The organism is Paenibacillus sp. YIM B09110, assembly GCF_037167145.1.
Classification (GTDB): domain Bacteria; phylum Bacillota; class Bacilli; order Paenibacillales; family Paenibacillaceae; genus Pristimantibacillus.
Window position 1 is genome coordinate 248,104 of the sequence record NZ_JBANSP010000005.1, and the last position, 17,535, is coordinate 265,638.

Annotated in this window: 18 protein-coding genes; 4 read left to right on the plus strand and 14 right to left on the minus strand. The window is 51.0% G+C overall.

The features are described from left to right. Positions 1-17: 17 nt before the first annotated feature. The 5 genes from V8F51_RS09950 to V8F51_RS09970 form a co-directional block, all read right to left on the minus strand. Positions 18-491 carry a VanZ family protein gene (locus tag V8F51_RS09950; protein WP_337100043.1) on the minus strand — a complete coding sequence of 158 codons (474 nt, stop codon included), beginning with the start codon at positions 489-491 and terminating at the stop codon, positions 18-20. Between the two features lie 97 nt (positions 492-588). Further along, positions 589-1,128, minus strand: a complete 540-nt coding sequence (locus V8F51_RS09955) for a hypothetical protein (protein WP_337100044.1) — start codon at positions 1,126-1,128, stop codon at positions 589-591. Between the two features lie 36 nt (positions 1,129-1,164). After that, complete coding sequence (locus V8F51_RS09960; RefSeq protein ID WP_337100045.1) at positions 1,165-1,476, minus strand: hypothetical protein; 312 nt, start codon at positions 1,474-1,476, stop codon at positions 1,165-1,167. A gap of 426 nt (positions 1,477-1,902) precedes the next feature. Then, complete coding sequence (locus V8F51_RS09965) at positions 1,903-2,409, minus strand: HIT family protein (RefSeq protein ID WP_337100046.1); 507 nt, start codon at positions 2,407-2,409, stop codon at positions 1,903-1,905. Between the two features lie 34 nt (positions 2,410-2,443). Next, complete coding sequence (locus V8F51_RS09970) at positions 2,444-3,037, minus strand: hypothetical protein (RefSeq protein ID WP_337100047.1); 594 nt, start codon at positions 3,035-3,037, stop codon at positions 2,444-2,446. 378 nt (positions 3,038-3,415) lie between these two features. On the opposite strand from V8F51_RS09970, the gene V8F51_RS09975 reads away from it, so the two are divergent. Next, the gene (locus tag V8F51_RS09975) at positions 3,416-4,345 is read left to right on the plus strand and encodes an ABC transporter ATP-binding protein (RefSeq protein WP_337100048.1); all 930 of its coding nucleotides are present in this window, start codon (positions 3,416-3,418) and stop codon (positions 4,343-4,345) included. A gap of 1 nt (position 4,346) precedes the next feature. Further along, positions 4,347-5,477, plus strand: a complete 1,131-nt coding sequence (locus V8F51_RS09980; RefSeq protein WP_337100049.1) for an ABC transporter permease — start codon at positions 4,347-4,349, stop codon at positions 5,475-5,477. Positions 5,478-5,637: 160 nt separating this feature from the next. Here the strand turns inward: V8F51_RS09980 and V8F51_RS09985 are convergent, their stop codons facing one another. The 6 genes from V8F51_RS09985 to V8F51_RS10010 all read right to left on the minus strand — a co-directional run bounded on the left by V8F51_RS09985 (position 5,638) and on the right by V8F51_RS10010 (position 12,496). Then, positions 5,638-6,744, minus strand: coding sequence for a cation diffusion facilitator family transporter (locus V8F51_RS09985; RefSeq protein ID WP_337100050.1), 1,107 nt, complete (start codon positions 6,742-6,744; stop codon positions 5,638-5,640). Positions 6,745-6,906: 162 nt separating this feature from the next. Next, a complete protein-coding gene (locus V8F51_RS09990) occupies positions 6,907-8,598 on the minus strand; it encodes a glycerol-3-phosphate dehydrogenase/oxidase (RefSeq protein WP_337100051.1) in 1,692 nt (563 codons plus the stop codon). Between the two features lie 181 nt (positions 8,599-8,779). Continuing rightward, positions 8,780-10,270: a glycerol kinase GlpK gene (glpK, locus tag V8F51_RS09995; protein WP_337100052.1), complete on the minus strand. Its 1,491-nt coding sequence runs from the start codon at positions 10,268-10,270 to the stop codon at positions 8,780-8,782. A gap of 24 nt (positions 10,271-10,294) precedes the next feature. Next, positions 10,295-10,870, minus strand: coding sequence for a glycerol-3-phosphate responsive antiterminator (locus tag V8F51_RS10000; protein ID WP_337100053.1), 576 nt, complete (start codon positions 10,868-10,870; stop codon positions 10,295-10,297). A 30-nt stretch (positions 10,871-10,900) separates the two neighbouring features. Beyond that, complete coding sequence (locus V8F51_RS10005; protein WP_337100054.1) at positions 10,901-11,932, minus strand: LacI family DNA-binding transcriptional regulator; 1,032 nt, start codon at positions 11,930-11,932, stop codon at positions 10,901-10,903. A gap of 198 nt (positions 11,933-12,130) precedes the next feature. After that, positions 12,131-12,496: an ArsR/SmtB family transcription factor gene (locus V8F51_RS10010; RefSeq protein ID WP_337100055.1), complete on the minus strand. Its 366-nt coding sequence runs from the start codon at positions 12,494-12,496 to the stop codon at positions 12,131-12,133. Between the two features lie 148 nt (positions 12,497-12,644). On the opposite strand from V8F51_RS10010, the gene V8F51_RS10015 reads away from it, so the two are divergent. Continuing rightward, entirely contained in the window at positions 12,645-12,806 is a 162-nt protein-coding gene (locus V8F51_RS10015; protein WP_337100056.1) for a hypothetical protein, read from the plus strand. Positions 12,807-12,842: 36 nt separating this feature from the next. After that, positions 12,843-13,487: a metal-dependent hydrolase gene (locus V8F51_RS10020; RefSeq protein ID WP_337100057.1), complete on the plus strand. Its 645-nt coding sequence runs from the start codon at positions 12,843-12,845 to the stop codon at positions 13,485-13,487. A gap of 224 nt (positions 13,488-13,711) precedes the next feature. On the opposite strand, the gene pruA is transcribed toward V8F51_RS10020, so the two are convergent. From pruA to V8F51_RS10035, 3 genes are read right to left on the minus strand one after another with little or no spacing between them, the layout of a single operon-like run. Then, positions 13,712-15,259 (minus strand): L-glutamate gamma-semialdehyde dehydrogenase, encoded by a 1,548-nt coding sequence (pruA, locus tag V8F51_RS10025; protein WP_337100058.1) that lies wholly within the window; start codon positions 15,257-15,259, stop codon positions 13,712-13,714. Positions 15,260-15,295: 36 nt separating this feature from the next. Further along, a complete protein-coding gene (gene rocF, locus V8F51_RS10030; RefSeq protein ID WP_337100059.1) occupies positions 15,296-16,210 on the minus strand; it encodes an arginase in 915 nt (304 codons plus the stop codon). Further along, a complete protein-coding gene (locus V8F51_RS10035; protein ID WP_337100060.1) occupies positions 16,207-17,436 on the minus strand; it encodes an ornithine--oxo-acid transaminase in 1,230 nt (409 codons plus the stop codon). The genes rocF and V8F51_RS10035 overlap by 4 nt, the downstream gene beginning before the upstream one ends. Positions 17,437-17,535: the final 99 nt, after the last annotated feature.

Below are 17,535 nucleotides of genomic sequence, written 5' to 3' on the forward strand. Positions count from 1 at the left end.
GTTCATCCTTCCTTGACTTAGCTTGCATGATTTCGATGTAAGGACTGATTAACCTTGCCAATTAGCAAAGTAGCTATTGCTCTAATTAGATACCCCGCATAGAAACCAGATGTATTAAGAATTAAATCATCGATATCAAACGATCTTCTCATGATGAATCCCGACATGCTCAATATAGCTTGAACGACTTCTATACTTAGAGAAACGGAAAATCCTAGCCCTATATTTCTCATTGACCCTTTTGAATGAATGAGGAGTGCAAGCGGTAAGAGAATCACAAAGTTACCAAATACATTTCTAACTCCAACAAGAAAATAAGGATGATTTAACGATCCAAGGATACTATCAAAGGGCTTAAAATTATAAGCAATATCAGACCAACCTACCGGAGTTTGACCTGTGATGGGCGGCCACATCGTTAGATTTATAATGACAACAACATACGCTGTAATGGCTATAAATCTAATATGAGTTAATAGTCTGTTTTTCATGAGTACGTTGAAAACGATCAAAATTGGGATCTGTATTATGAAAGCCGTTGTGAATATGGAGAACAAATCTATTGCTTGTCTTATGAAGGGGCCTCGCTCATTCTAGATTGTATCCATCTAAATATTTATTCATTAGTTCATTTGAAATATTCAATGCATCACTTCTGTTGGCGGCGGGAACAGCAATCATTAGACCATTCTCTCCACTCCATTGACCTTGATCGCCCTGTTGTTTATCAAGAACAGCAATAGCTGCTCTACTAAAATCACGGTTAATGTATATTTGACCTACCATATAGATGTAAGGCATAGCGTCTTTATTATATGGATAGGCTAATACACCATTACGTCCTTTATAAAAATTTATAACTATTTCCCTTTGGTTCTCCGGAACAGGCAATTCCTCGCCCTCGATGTCCACTGTCCCTTTAAACGTTCTGTTCCCAGAAAAGCTTCTATACATTTTACCCATTATATGAATCGTAACGGGCTGTTCCAATGCATCCGATTGATTTCCTAATTGATATTTGATCCCTTGGGCATTTAAATCAACCTCTTTAGGGTAAAACACATATACCAAATAGACGATTAAGCTGATTCCAATAATGACAGCGAGTGCCAATAAGATCTTCTTCATTATTCACCTCACTAGGACTTATACAAAGTTGAGCCGTTATTGTGACTCTTCAATGATACTAGTTCTGGCCTCATGTCTCTTACCTCTATATGGATCACATAAATAATCGTAATCAAAGTCAACATGACAATAACCAGGCCATTTATTTTGATCTAAAATTATACCTATAGTAGAAACCTTTCGCGGATATTCTGAATGATCCTTTCCAAATGAAATGGATATCCTATAACCATGTTTATTTACTGGTAAAATCGAAATAAGATTTTCAATTTCCTTATGTGATAGTGCATCGTCGCCATTTTTCTCAAATTCAAGCCGTATTAATTTATCTGTAATGTTGTCTACCAAAGTCTATTATATTGTAAATTACTTCTCCTACGGGCATCGTTAAGAATGAAGTTCCAATTATAATAAATAATGCCGCAATAATAATATCTTTGTTTCTAAATATGACATAACCAATAATAAGGAATAAGGCTACTCCGGTAATCGTAAAGATCGCAACGGAAATGGCCAATGGATTGTTATTGTTACTCAAAAACCCGTCACCATAATTGAATACAAAGATTACAACTGAATTAAAACAAGCGACTCCAATAGCAATGGCAAATATAATATAAATAATTATCTTCGACTTTAATTTCATATAACATCGCCTACCTTGTCAAAGTTGACCCCTACAAATTCAAGCTATGTAGAAGCTCTAACTCTAGAGTAGCGATTTTACATAAACTTCCTAGTACTATCTTTTTATAGTACTGTCTGATTTTGAACTTACCTGGATCTAATTTCAAAATCGTTTATGCCTGCTCTTAAAATATCTATTCCTTCCGTAACGCGCTTCATATTCTCTTCGTCATTCATATGATTCCTTGCATGCAGCAAAACAGGTCTTAATGATTCCACTGAATTTCCAAACTGATACATCCAATCATATCTGGGAACCATCCATAAATGAAAATGGTGCGTGGTGTCTTCATTATAGAAGTAGTAGACCTTCTCGATCCCCAGTCGGTTTCGTTGTTCCTTCCTGATCTTGTGAATCAACGCTATATACTCGTGCTGCTCTTCATCTGTTAATTCATCCATGCAGTAGAAATGTCTCTTTGAGGCCAAAATAACTAACCCTCTAATCGGATAAGCTACATCCTGATGAACGTGGAAATTACTCGATTCATAGATCACTCCACCCGTAGGAGCAATCAAGCCGCTGGTCAAAGCGCAGCTCAAACATTCAACCTCAACTAATCTTCCATCAGCCAATGTAATTTGTCTCGGCATTGTATACTGTAATCTCCTTTTCGCTCACTTCTAATCAATCTTCCTTTTGGGCAATGGATATAGGTATTTTAATATGATCAGTACCCACAACTTTGTAACCATTTCTAATGGCCGATCCAACAGCTACTCCTAATTGAATGGTCTCATTCGGATTTACATTTTGATCGGGTACGATATCAATTACAATCGTTCCGCTACCCCCTGACGTTGGTAAATTGCTGGGATCTCTGCCTATTTCAATGCTCGTGGACCATTCAACATCCGTGTCTGCCGTTGTCAAAGTAGCTATGTGTTCATAAGGCGCGTTGTTGGTTACATTTTCGGGATAACTGCTCGTGATGTTCGAAACAACCCAGTGAGGAGGCAATAAAAAAGAAACGCCGCCCCAATCATCAGGGTCAATCTCGACCTGCGCAACAATCTGCATACCTTCAACTTTTTCACCGTCTCCTTTAACAAACACAACTCCCTTGGACGAGGTGATATAGTCTGTCGAGTCTGCACTCAAGCTAAAGGGCTTAGTGTGAATGATGTTCTCGTTGACAACCGATTGATGAAAAAGCTTATCTTGCTTGGACGATAGCAGAAAAATAATAAACGTCACAGTGACCAGCAATACGACGACCAACACAATGTATCTTGTTTTTATCCTCACAACTGCCTCCTTTTGTCACAATGGAATCATGAAAACAAAACTTCACTTCAATAGCAAAACCATCTTTTAGGTTACAGTTAGTTCCATGGTATTTTTCTTCCAGTATACCAGTTAAGAAATTTTTGGAACACAATAAATAGCACTGCCGATACCGACAAGCCGCTTCGATTCGATCGTGAAGCAATTGTGATGTTAGAGTCAGCAGCAAAAAAACGCATTCCCGCGCTTCAAGCGCACCCTCTCCTCCTACAGACGGAGTCAAATAACGTCCTGCGGACGCTGGGAGGAAGTGCTGGGTTATTTTACAATCGTTCTGTATAGCCAATCGAACATGAAGGAGAGGTAGGCCTTATGCCCGTATTGGAAGTGAACCACCTGCACAAAACATTTGGGGCGGTAACGGCGGTCGAGGACATTAGCTTCTCGGTCGAGACCGGGGAAATATTTACGATTATCGGACCGAACGGCGCAGGCAAGACGACGACGCTCGAAATGATTGAAGGGCTGCAGACGCCCGATAGAGGCAGTATTGCCTTCGGCTCGCTCGACTGGAAGCGCAATAGCGACCAGATCAAAATGACGATCGGCGTTCAGCCGCAGTCCGGGGCTCTATTTGATCTATTGACCGTCCAGGAAAACCTCGATTTATTCGCCTCCTTTTACCCCAAAGCGACTCCTACCGCAGAAGTGCTCGAAATGATTAACTTGACCGACCAACGCAATAAACATGTGAAGAAACTGTCCGGCGGACAGCGGCAGAGGCTCGCGATCGGCCTCGCTATGATCAACGATCCGACTGTCATTTTCCTCGATGAACCGACAACGGGGCTTGATCCGCAGGCACGGCGAAATATTTGGGACATCATCCTGAAGCTGAAGGAGCTTGGCAAGACGACTATCCTTACTACTCACTACATGGAAGAGGCCGAGAAGCTTAGCGACCGAGTCTGTATCGTCGACCAAGGGAAGATCGTATCTCTCGATACGCCATCGGCGCTGATCGATCGGCTGACGAAGGAACGTGAGGTGCGGCTGTCGCTATTAGACGGGGAGAAGGCAGCGGCGGTGACCGAGCAGATGGCACTCTTGCATCCTGCCGTCGCACGGGTGAGTAGGGAAGGTTCAACATTGTGCATTTGGACGGCGCAGCCGGAGGAGACGCTGTACGATCTGTTCGGCTTCACGAAGGATCGCGGCTATCGCACTCAGCAAATCTCCATTCGGGAGATGAGCCTGGAGGACGTATTCATCGCCTTCACCGGCAAGGAATGGAGGGATTGAGTTGAACGGTAACGGCGTGAAGCAATTCAACAAAATGTTCGTTGCTCAGATTAAGATGATGTTCCGCGAGAAGCAGGTGTGGTTTTGGAATATTTTCTTCCCCATTATTCTGATGGTGCTGTTCATGATTATCTTCACGGGCGGCGGAGACGATGACTTCAAAGCGACCATCGCTGTATCTCAGCCCGCTCAAAATACCGAATCCGAGCAATTGCTCGAACAGCTGCGCCAAGTTCCCGTGCTCGAGCTGAAGGAAGAAGCACCGGTCAGCAAGGAGCAAGGACTGGATTGGTTGAAAAATGAGGATGTAGACGCATTGATCATATTACCGGAATCGCAGGATGCTTCCAACCTGGAGCTTATCGTTAATACGAAGAACGAACGAAGCGTAACCACACAGGTCGTTTCCAGCGTATTGGATAAATTCATTCAACAAGCCAATCTAGAGGCAGCGGGAGCTGAGCCAGTAATCGGCATGACGGTTTCTTCTGTCACTTCCGGCGCAGTAGACTTGAAATACGAGGACTTCCTGCTTACGGGAATGATCGGCTTATCCATCGCGCAGGGCGGATTGTTCGGCATGGTCGAGCTCGTCGACCTGCGCCGGCGCGGATTATTGAAGCGGCTTCGGATGACACCGGCCAAGATGGGACTATACGGACTAGCCAGCATGCTTGTGCGCTTGATGCTCGGCATCGTGCAGATCGTCATTTTGTCACTGATCGGTGTATACGGCTTCGGCGCTTCCTTGCATATTAATATTTTCAGTCTTGCTGTCGCCTTCTTCGCCGGAGCTCTCGTCTTTAATGCGATGGGCTACTTATTCTCGTCGTTCAGCAAGACGATCGAAGCTTATATGGGCTTGGCGAATATCGCCAGCATGCTGATGATGTTCCTAAGCGGCGTCTTCTTCCCGCTAGAGCAATTGCCGCAATGGCTGCAGCCGGTGACGCAGGTGCTTCCGCTTACTTACTTTGTGGACGGCATACGCGACGGTCTCATCTACGCGGAGAGCGTTACGAACGGCGCCTTCTGGCTGGGCATGGGCATTATGGCGCTATGGGGCGTCGTCTCCTTCCTTGTCGGCGCTCAGTTGTACCGAACGAAATCGATTAGCGAGGAAGCGCGATAAATTGCATAGCCGAGTCGATCCATTGGAAATGCCAGTTATTTCTTCACGAAACTAAAAATCGGTATATTTAACGGTAGGAATTCCAGTTAAACTTGCCCATACCAAAAACGCCCTCTCTTCCTCATCGCCTCAATGCGATGGGAAGAGGGCGTTTTTCTTTTTATACACGCAGATCGGCATGCCGTAAGGAAGAATTCTCCACCTGAATCGTGGCGTGGTCGATGCCGTATTGCTCCTCGATGAGCTTCAACGCCTCGCGCAGGACGGTCTGACTGTCTGCATCGTCGCGAATGATAAGATGGCAGCTAAGCGAATCGATGCCCGACGTAATGGTCCAAATATGAAGATCATGCACATCAGTAACGCCTGCTACCTCGAGCAATGTCGCTTTGACCTCATCGGCGTCAATAGCATGCGGCGTGCCTTCCATCAGAATATGAACCGTTGAGTTGATGATGCCCCATGCGCTCTTCAGAATAAGCAGCGCGACAATAACGCTTATAATCGGATCCGCAATGTACCACGAGAACAGCAGCATAAGCAGTCCCGCAATAATGGCTCCTACGGAGCCAATCGCGTCGCCGATGACATGCAAGTAGGCGCTGCGAACGTTCAGATTATCCTTCACGTCGCCTTTGCGCATGAGAAACCATGCGCTCGCAAGGTTCGCCAGCAAGCCGATACCAGCGATGATCATCATCGATCCGCTCGCTACAGTCGGCGGTTCCCAGAAACGCTTGATCGCTTCCGCGATAATGAAGCCGGAGATTACGAACAGTGATACGCCGTTGAGTAAGGCAGCTAATATTTCGAAGCGATGGAAGCCGAATGTTCGCTTGGCAGAAGACGGTCTTGCCGCGAACCACATCGCTGCGAGACTAAGCGCAAGAGCAGCCGCATCGCTAAGCATATGCCCGGAATCGGAGAGCAGCGCCAGCGAATTCGTCACGAGTCCGCCGACGAACTCCAGCACCATAATGCCCGCCGTTATGACGAAGGCGAACAGCAGCCCGGCTTTATTGTTCGGTCCATGGGAATGACCATGGTGACTATGTCCATGGTGGCTGTGGCCGTGATGGCTATGCCCGCCGTGACCATGGCTGTGGTTATGACTACGGTCCTTACTAGGTTTATGATCATGATCAGCGCTATGATTGCATCCATCGCCATGTTCATGAGACTCATGAGAGTGCTTGTGGCTCTCTGCACAATCCTCCTCTTTATTGCCGGCCTTACTGCTTAGTCGTTCATTCGGTTTATCGCCCATGTTAATCTCCCCCATTTTGCCGCTAATCAATACGAATATTTATATATGAATACATGCTCATATGTATTATATGAATAATTTGCTTGTTCTGCAACTTATATTGCCCAATTGAGAGCAAAAAAAAGAGGCCTGCGTTCTCATACGCGAGCCTCTCCCCTATTGTTATTGCTTCGGCGCTTCCACTGCCTCAGCCAGCTTCCGCTCCAGATCCTTGCTGTACTGAGCCTGCTGCTCTGCCGTCCATCCCAATTGCTGGGCCATTGCGGGAATAACAGCGCCTTTCCACTTGCGTACTTCTCCAATACGGAAGAACAGATCGCCGGTTCTGCGGATGAAGAAATCCTCCGGCTTCACCGTCATTTCTGCCTCCATCGAATAACGGAGCTGTACGGCAAGCGCTAGCGGCAGCTTGTGGGAAGCTGCCCATTTCGCCGTAACTACATCAGCGAGTGCGTATAGCTTCTCGGCGTTTGAGCCGTATTTTTCCGCAATCGCACGCGCCTCGTTCTCCTTCAAGCCCGCAGTCATCCCTTTCTTCGTCTGAGCAGCTACATAAGCTGCGAAGCCAGCCGATCCGCCCGTATCGCCGCCCGACATGCGCAGCTCCTTCGTATCGCTGCGGCCAATGCCGATAGCCCCGCCGTCCTTGCGCAGCAGCTCGACCGCTTTATCGACGACCGTCTCAGCCATCTTACGGTAGCCGGTCAGCTTGCCGCCCGCTATCGAGATGAAGCCCGAGTTCGAGACGAAGATCTCGTCGCGGCGCGATATTTCCGAAGGCGACTTGCCTTCTTGCTGAATTAACGGCCTTAGACCCGCCCAGCTTGATTCCACGTCGGCAACGACTAGCTTCATTTGCGGGAACATGAAGTTCGCCGCTTGCAGCAAGTAGTCGCGATCCTCCATCGTCATGACAGGTGTTGCCGTATCGCCTTTATAGTTCGTATCGGTAGTACCGAAGTACGTCTTGCCCTCGCGTGGAATCGCGAATACCATGCGTCCGTCCGGCGTATCGAAGTACACGGCTTGCTTAAGCGGGAATCGTTTGCCGTCGAATACAAGATGGACGCCTTTCGTCAGCCGCAGCGTCTTGCCTTGTTTGGAGCCGTCCTTTTCGCGAAGCTCATCCACCCACGGGCCTGTCGCATTGATCACTTTCGCTGCCCGAACGTCATACGTCTTGCCGCTGATCATATCCCGTACCGCAGCGCCTTCTACGACACCGCCGCTATTGTAGAGCAGATTATCCACTTTGGCATAGTTAACGGCAAGCGCCCCTAGCTCGACCGCTCTTTTCATCACTTCTATCGTCAGGCGAGCATCGTCCGTTCTATATTCCACATAATAGCCGCCGCCCTTTAATCCATCGCGCTTCAATAGCGGCTCTCTGCGCAGAGCTTCCTCGGCACTCAGCATTTTGCGGCGCTCTTGTCTCTTTACGCCAGCTAAAAAATCATAGACCCGCAGTCCAATGGACGTCGAGAACTTGCCGAACGTGCCCCCTTTGTATAGAGGAAGCAGCATCCACTCCGGCGTCGTCACATGCGGCCCGTTCTCATATACGATCGCCCGCTCCTTGCCCACCTCGGCCACGACGTTAATCTCCAATTGCTTCAAGTAGCGAAGACCGCCATGCACAAGCTTCGTCGAACGGCTCGATGTGCCTGCCGCAAAATCCTGCATTTCTACGACGGCAACGCGAAGCCCTCTCGTTACCGCATCGAGCGCGATGCCGGCGCCTGTAATGCCGCCGCCAATGACGAGCAGGTCTAACTCCATGCGTGTCATCTCTTCTAATCGAACTTCCCTATTTTGTGCGGCAAAAGCCGTTTCGTTCGTATCCGTATTCATCATTTCCGCAGCCTCCCAGCGCTCTATATCTATTATTGTTCTGTTGATCGTATTTCGTTACTCGTAAAGCAACAAAAAAAGAAACCACGTTAACCGCTCTCCCCCTCAAAATGAGGTGCGAAAGCGGCTATCATGGTTTCTCCGTGTCTCCAACCGTTATTAACTTGTCGTTATTATAACATGATTACTTGGCAAATGCCATGGCAGCCTTTACCGCACGGTGCCAGCCCTCGTATAGCTCTTGTCTTCTCGAGTCTTCCATGCTCGGTTCGAATACCCGCTCCACTTGACGAAGCGCAGCGAGTTCCTCCTTACTGCTCCAGAAGCCGGTAGCGAGTCCTGCCAAGTAAGCTGCGCCAAGCGCCGTCGACTCGCTCACGAGCGGACGCTCCACCGGTACGCCGAGCAGATCGCTTTGGAACTGCATGAGCAAGCTGTTGCCGATCGCGCCGCCATCGACGGACAACGCTTGCAGCTTAAGGCCCGACTCCTCGATCATGACAGAGAGCACATCCTTTGTCTGATATGCGAGCGATTCCAGCACGGCGCGTACAAAATGAGCCTTCGACGTCCCGCGCGTCAGCCCGAATGCCGCACCGCGAACATCGCTGTTCCAATACGGCGTGCCAAGTCCAACAAAGGCCGGTACGACGTAGACCCCGTCCGTCGATTCAACCTGCTCGGCCAGCGACTCGGTCTCGCTTGCCGATTCAATTAACTCGAGCCCGTCACGCAGCCATTGGATGGCCGCGCCCGCTACGAATACGCTGCCTTCAAGCGCGTATTCCAGCTTGCCGTCCACTTCCCATGCGATAGTCGTAAGCAAGCCGCGATCGGACACGATCGCTTGCTCGCCCGTGTTCATCAGCATGAAGCAGCCTGTTCCGTACGTATTTTTCGTGCAGCCTTTATCGAACGCCGTCTGTCCGAACAAAGCCGCTTGCTGATCCCCAGCCATGCCCGCAATTGGAATTGGCGCTCCGAATAGCTCAGGGGCAACATGACCATAAACTTCCGAGGAGGAGCGAACCTCAGGCAGCATGGAAGCCGGAATATCCAGTATGCGCAGCAGCTCATCGTCCCAGCGGCGCTCATGTATATTGAACACCATCGTCCGGGACGCATTCGTCACATCCGTCACATGCACTGCTCCGCCTGTCAACTTCCAGACCAGCCAGCTATCGATTGTGCCGAACAGCAGCTCTCCGCGTTCCGCGCGCGCTCTCGCTCCATTCACTTGATCAAGCAGCCACTTCACCTTCGTGCCGGAGAAGTAGGCGTCGATCAGCAAGCCAGTCCGCGTATGGAACACACGCTCATGGCCGTCTGCCTTGAGCTGCTCGCATATCGGCGTCGTTTGGCGAGATTGCCATACAATGGCATGATGAATCGGCTCGCCTGTCGCCTTATCCCATACGACGGTTGTCTCCCGCTGATTCGTAATGCCGATACCGGCAATCTGTCCCACTGCAATGCCTGTCTTCGCAAGCAAGCTTGCAATTACTTTTTTCGCTGATTCCCATATAAATGACGCATCGGCTTCAACGGAGCCGGGCTCCGGGTATACGAGCGGAAGCTCCTCGCGCACCATATCGACAATATGGCCGCTGTGATCGACCAGCAGCGCCCTTGTGCTCGTCGTGCCTTGATCGAGCGCCAGCATGTATTTGTCCATTCGATATTCCTCCCCATGAAGTATCTATAGTTCATTGCCTGTACTGAAATTTTGCCAAAGCTCCTTGCGTGAAGTCGTAATCGCGGAAGCGCCTGCAGCAAGCGCATTCGATACGTCGCCTGCAGTCCGAATAAGCCCGCCGGCAATGATCGGAATCCCGCTTCGCTCCTTAACCTCGCGTATCATATCGGGCATAATGCCCGGCAGCACCTCAATGTAGTCGGGCTGCGTCTTCTCGAGCAGCGTATAGCTGTGCTCGATCGCATCCGAATCAATGAGAAACAGCCGCTGTATGGCAATCAGTCCGTTTTTTTTCGTCCTTCCGATGACGGTGGAACGCGTAGAGATCAGACCCGCCGGTCTAATGGATTGGCATAGAAATTCCGCCGCATACTCATCGTTTTTCAGTCCATCGATTAGATCGGCGTGCAGCAGAACCTTCTTGCCATGCTGACCAGCTAGGTCAACGAGCGGCTTCAATTGGCCCAGATGGCCGCCAAGAAGCACCATATACGTATAAGGAGTGGCGAGAACCGCCTCCACATCCTTCTGCTTGCGCACAGCCGGCAGAACACTCTGGCCTATTGACAATAATGGCATGTAATCGACTCCGTTCTTATGCGATATACGTTAGTCATTCCGCCTCGGACGACCGCTGCTCTCCCGCTCCAGCAACTTGGCAGGCAATACGATTTTTCTCGCGATATCCCTGCCGCCCGCCATCCGATCCGCAAGCAATTCCACCGCCGTCTCGCCCATATGCTCCATATGCACCTTAACGGTCGTCAGCGGCGGCTGCATATAAGCGGAGATGGGAATGTCGTTGCAGCCTACGATCGAGATATCATGCGGAGCTTGCAGCTTGGCCTCGTGCAGCGCTCTCAGCGCGCCAACAGCCATCGAATCGTTTTCGATAAAAAAAGCCGTCGGCAGCTTGCCGCCTTCAATCGCAGCTTTCATCAGCTTATAGCCTTCTTCGGCATAAAGATTGTCGCCGGTGTAAACAAATGCCGGATCATATATACCTTGTACGGTTAGCCGCTCTACGAATGCAAGCTCCCGCTCATCCTGGACCCGCTTGTTGTTCACCTTATTATGCCCGCCAATATAACCAATTTCCGTATGGCCTAACCCAATCAAATAGTCGAGCACCTCGGATACTGATTTGCGGAGGTCGATAACAACCGAATCGAATCGATTCTCCTCCGGCGACGAATCAACGAACACGATGTCCGTCATTCCTTCGGGAAAACGCTCCAGGTCGTCCTTTTCAAAACGGCCGATCGCCACGATACCGTCGAGCGGTTCACCCGACCAATCAGAGGTCGAGTCGCCGCCTTGGACGAACAGCTTCACCATCTCGATCTGCCGCTGGAAGCATTCCTTCTCCGCGCCAAGCCGGATCGCCAAGTAATAAGGATCAAGCATCTCCTCTTGCTCCGAGTACCAGCTTACAAGACCGATCCGGTAACGCTCCTTGGGCGCCGGCTGTCCAATTCCGTTTCGCTCTCGGAGCGTCTTATAGTTCAGCTTCTGCGCAACCTCGAAAATCCGCTTCCGCGTCTCATCCGTAACGGATATACCCGGATCATAATTGAGCACGCGCGATACGGTTGCGATAGACACATTCGCTTGCTGTGCAATATCTTTTATGGTAGCCATGCTAACTTTCCTTCCTGCATTTCGGTTCAGTTCGCAGCCATCTCTACTTCTCTACCTACAAATATACGGTTATTTTACTAAAAATCAAGTAAAATTATCACTCGTAATTTTACCCACTTGCCGACCTGGTGCGTTCACACTAACAAACACTAAACACTAAAAAGAGGCAAACCCCTTACCTTCGGGCCGCCTCTTTGTTTATTCATGCTTTAAATGTTGTAGCGTTAGCGTGAAAACTTGCTCCACATGATCGTCATCCAACGAGTAAAATACCGTTTTCCCTACTTTTCTGCGTTTCACAATTCGCATATTCCGCAGCAGCCTAAGCTGATGGGAGATCGCGGACTGCCCCATCTCCAGCACCTCGGTCAAATCATGGACGCATAGCTCCGACTGCAGCAGCGCATGAATGATCTTCACCCGCGTAGGGTCGCCAAGCGCCTTGAACAGATCAGCCAGCTCTACGGCTGTCCCGTCGCTCACGAGCTTGCTTTTTACGTCCGCAATATCGGCTTCCGTCCCGGCGCATGTATCCTCGCAGGCAGCGGCTAATTGATTATCCATTTTCATCCCACCCGCTCCATCATATCGTGAGGCTATTATACCATGTTTCGTTTCGTACCGTGTACCGCTTCCATTACGGCTTATCTTTCCTCTATAATTGAGCGTAATCGGCTATTCCTAGCCGAGCAAGGCGAAAGGAAGTGGACCTATGTTCACGCTTAAAGAAAAGCTCTATTTGCTGCAGCTTCTCAAAAAGCAAAAGCGCAGGCGGTTCTTCGGCTTATTGAAGCGCGATCCGCTGCATGACCAAATTGTAGAGAAGCTGGAGCAGATGGTACGCAATGAACGCGTCAACCACGAACATTTATGAACAGCAAGCAGCGACTAGTCAGTCACAGGAGGAATTATGACAGGTAAAACACATCTAACCATCGGAGCGGCGATTGGCGGAGCCGCATCTATCTATTATCCGTTCACGCTTCAGCATGCCGCGTTATTCATTGGCATTGCGGGCTTCTCAGCGCTAGCTGCCGATCTTGACGGCACAAGCATGCTGAGCAGCAAGCTTGGCAAGCTGTCGAAGCTCATTCGCGAGCTTATGTTATGGGGCGGCGTCGTGTTTATCGGCATTATCGCTTACTTATTTTTTACAGGGCATCCCGTTTCCCCAATCCTCATTGGAAGCAGCGCTGCTGCGCTTCTGCTCGGCCTCGTTATGAAACAAGGCGCCATCCGTAACGCGCTTGTGAGTGTAGTCGGCTGTATCCTGATGTATGTCGGCTTCACCTATCAGATGAATTGGCTCATCGGCTTCGGTTTGTTTGTCGCTTGGGTTCCTTGGCTGAAGCATCGCGGCATGACGCATACCGTTTGGGCGACGCTCATCTGGGCTGCGATCGGTTGGGGCTTGGAACAGCAGCTGCAGATAGAAGGGATCGCCGTCGTTGCCACGCTCGGCTATTTGTCCCATCTCGTTGCGGACTCTCTCACGCCAAGCGGAGTAAAATGGCTGTATCCGTTATATAAGAAATCGATCAAGCTGCGCGTGTAGCGTACTTAGGACTTAGGCGGCTCGGCGTGCGTAAGCCAAATAGTGAGGCAAACCTCATTACCCATGAACCTACCATCATGGCAAGTGAGATTCGCCTCACTATTTGTTTATATACACATCAGAACCTCCATAAAGAGTGAGGTTAGCCTCACTCTGCATGAGATTTACCTCACTCACTCACTCTCCTCAGCCTGACCGCAACCGCCAACGTATGATTCCGCCAGCTAGAACCGTTCCGTCACGACCTTCGACTGCATGAACAGCAGCAAGTAATCGCGTCCTCCCGCCTTCGAATTGGTTCCCGACATATTGAAGCCGCCGAAGGGCTGGACACCGACGAGCGCACCGGTACATTTGCGGTTGAAGTAGAGATTGCCGACATGGAACTGTTCCCGCGCTTGCTCCAGCTTGCTTCGATTGCGGGAGATGATCGCTCCCGTCAGCCCGTATTCCGTATTGTTGGCGATATCGATCGCGGCCTCGAAGTTGGCGGCACGGATGAAAGCCAGCACCGGTCCGAATATCTCCTCCTGCGCGATGCGCGCATACGGCTCAACATCCTTAATAATCGTCGGCTCGATAAAGTATCCGCCGTTCCCGCCTTTGCTTCCTCCGTAGACAACAGTGCCTTCGCTGCGCCCAACTTCGATATATTTCAGGATACTGAAGTAAGCCCGCTCGTCTATGACAGGTCCAATATGCGAAGTAAGTTCATTAGCCTTGCCGACTTTAAGCTGCTTCGTCCGTTCGATAACTTTGGCGATGACCGCATCATACACCGCTTCGAGGACGACTGCCCTTGAGCAAGCAGAGCATTTCTGCCCGGCATAGCCGAACGCCGACACCGTTATAGCCTCCGCCGCCAAGTCGAGATCGCAGTCCTCGTCGACGATGATCGTATCCTTACCGCCCATCTCGGCGACGACACGCTTAATCCACTTCTGATCCTGCTGCACGGTTGCCGCCCTTTCATTAATGCGCAGCCCGACCTCGCGCGAGCCGGTGAAGCAAATAAATCTGGTCAGCGGATGCTCCACCAAGTAATCGCCAATTTCCGTGCCTGATCCCGGCAAAAAATTAACGACTCCGTCCGGAAGTCCCGCTTCCTCCAGCAGCTCAATGAACTTCGCCGCAACGACTGCCGTTGCGCTCGCCGGCTTCAATACGACCGTGTTGCCGGCCACGATCGCCGCCATCGTCATGCCGGCCATAATCGCCAGCGGAAAATTCCACGGCGGGATAATAACGCCCACGCCTAACGGTATATAGAAAACCTCATTATCCTCCCCAGGATACGGAACGAGCGGTTGCCGTTCCGACAGCCGCTCCATCTCACGGCCGTAATATTCCATGAAGTCGATCGTTTCTGCCGTATCCGCATCCGCCTCGGCCCAGCTTTTGCCCGCCTCATAGACAAGCCATGCGGAGAACTCGTGCTTGCGGCGGCGCAAGCTGGCGGCTGCTTTGTAGAGCATTCTCGAACGGGTCGAAGGCGCGACGCGTTTCCAGTTATCGAACGCCGCCGCCGCCGCGAGAATGGCTTTATGAGCAAGTGCTTGATCGGCCTGCGATACGATGCCGACGAGCTGGGTCGTCTGGGACGGATTGATCGAACGACGCTTCGTAGTCGTCTCGATCCGGTCGGCACCGATCTTAATCAAATATTCCTTGCCTAGCTCCGACTCTACTTTGCGGAGCGCCTCTTGAAATTCGTCAATTCGGTCGCTAATTGTGAAATCGGTAAACGGTTCGTTCTGATAAGGCTCCCGCATCAGCATTTCCCCCTTGCTGGACAGAATCTAATCTTCTTACAAAATCTGATCACCGAGTAAGGATCCGATTAATTCTACTGCAAGCGTTGCTGTTTTGAGCCCTTGATCAAGGCTCGGATTCACCTCGACCAGCTCGGCCGATGTTGCGATCCCTGCTTGGTACAGCAGCTCCATCGCCAGATGCGCTTCCCGGTAGCTTAAGCCCCCCTTGACCGGAGTACCCGTTCCGGGCGCTTCTCTCGGATCTACGCTGTCGATGTCAAAGCTGATATGCACGCCGTCCGTCTCGCGCTGCATGCGGCGGATGACTTCATCCATTACTCTGGCAATGCCCATCCGGTCAATATCATGCATCGTATAACATGCGATGCCAAGCGACCGTATGAACTGCTTCTCGTCCGGATCAAGCGATCTGGCCCCGACGATCGCGACATGCTCCGGTTTTATTTTCGGACAGATGCCCCTAAGCTTCGTAAGCGGATCGAACCCTCTCCCTAAGCTGATGCCAAGCGACATCCCGTGGATATTGCCCGACGGACTCGTATGCTCCGTGTTCATGTCCGAGTGGGCATCGAACCAGATTACGCCCATATTGGCGTAATGCTCGGCTAGCCCGGCAATCGTGCCGATCGCGATACTATGATCGCCCCCAAGCACTAACGGGAACGCGCCGCTTGCGACAGCGGCCGACACCTGCCCCGCAAGGCTGTCGCTCATCGCATACACTTCGGCCGTGTGCTTCATATTAGGCGGTAGCTGAGCCGGGTCGAATGCATCCGGGGCCATGCTCGCGACGACCTCTGCGGCGATTTCATACGGAATCGAGAGCGAATTCAGCTTCTCGGTTAGTCCCCCCTCCTGCAGCAGACAATCAGGGCCGAACGATGCCCCTCTCGTGCCAGCGCCTAGATCGAACGGAGCTTTAATAATGGCAACGCGGGACAGCGTCATGACGCTTCGTCACCTCCCGCCTCGGACCGAGAATCGTTTACAAATACGGATTTCAATCTTTCAATCGCATAATTCAGCTCAGCTTCGGTAATGATGAGCGGCGGAGCAAGGCGAATCACCGAGTCATGCGTCTCCTTGCATAACAAGCCCAGCTGCATCAGCTTCTCGCAATAAGGACGCGCGGATGTGTGAAGCTCGATGCCTATAAACAGCCCCCGTCCTCTAATATCCTTAATGTCCGGGTGGGACAGGCTGCTCAGCTGCTGCAGCATATAATCGCCAAGCTCGGCTGAACGATCGGCAAGCTTCTCCTCCTCGATGACGCTGATTGCCGCGGTTGCGACTGCGCAGCTGAGCGGATTACCGCCGAACGTCGAGCCATGCGAGCCGGGCTCGAACACATCCATAATCGCCGCATCCGCTGCGATTGCAGAGATTGGCGTCACGCCGCCGCCTAGCGCTTTGCCGAGCACATAAATGTCCGGCACGACTTGCTCCCAGTCGCAGGCGAACCGTTGCCCGGTTCTGCCGAAGCCCGTCTGGATCTCGTCGGCGATCAGCAGCGCGCCATGCTCCGCGCATAACCTCGCGGCATGCCGCAAGTAGCCGGCCGGCGGGATTCGAATCCCCGCCTCGCCTTGGATCGGCTCGATGAGCACAGCCGCCGTATTCTCTCCTACGGCAGCGGCTAGCGCATCCAGGTCGCCGTAAGGAACGATTCGGAAGCCGGGGGTGAAAGGCCCGAACGCTCGCTGGTACTCCGGCGTTGACGAGAATGAGGTTGCCGTCAGCGTTCTTCCGTGGAAGTTGCCTTCGAAGACGATAATTTCCGCCTTCGAGTCGGCAATGCCTCTCACATCATAGGCGTAGCGTCTAGCCGCCTTCACCGCCGTTTCCACAGCCTCAGCCCCTGTGTTCATCGGCAGAATGCGCTCTTTGCCCGTATAAGCGGCAAGCTTCTCATAAAATAAACCGAGCGTTTCGTTATGGAACGCCCTTGAAGTGATCGTGACTTTATCGGCTTGCTCCTTCAGAGCCGCAATGATCCGCGGATGGCGATGGCCTTGGTTCAGAGCAGAGTAGGCGCTAAGCATATCCAAGTAGCGAGCGCCGCTCGTATCCTGTACCCACACGCCTTCCGCGCTGCTGATGACAATCGGTAAAGGGTGATAATTGCGGGCTCCGTAGCGCTCTGCCAGTTCAATCCCATTATGTGCCCTGTTCATCTCCCACTCTCCTCAAATGTTTGCATAGCAAACATACTTCGTAAGCATAAGCTTAGTGTTTGCGAAGCAAACACACCTCGTAAGCATAAGCTTAGTGTT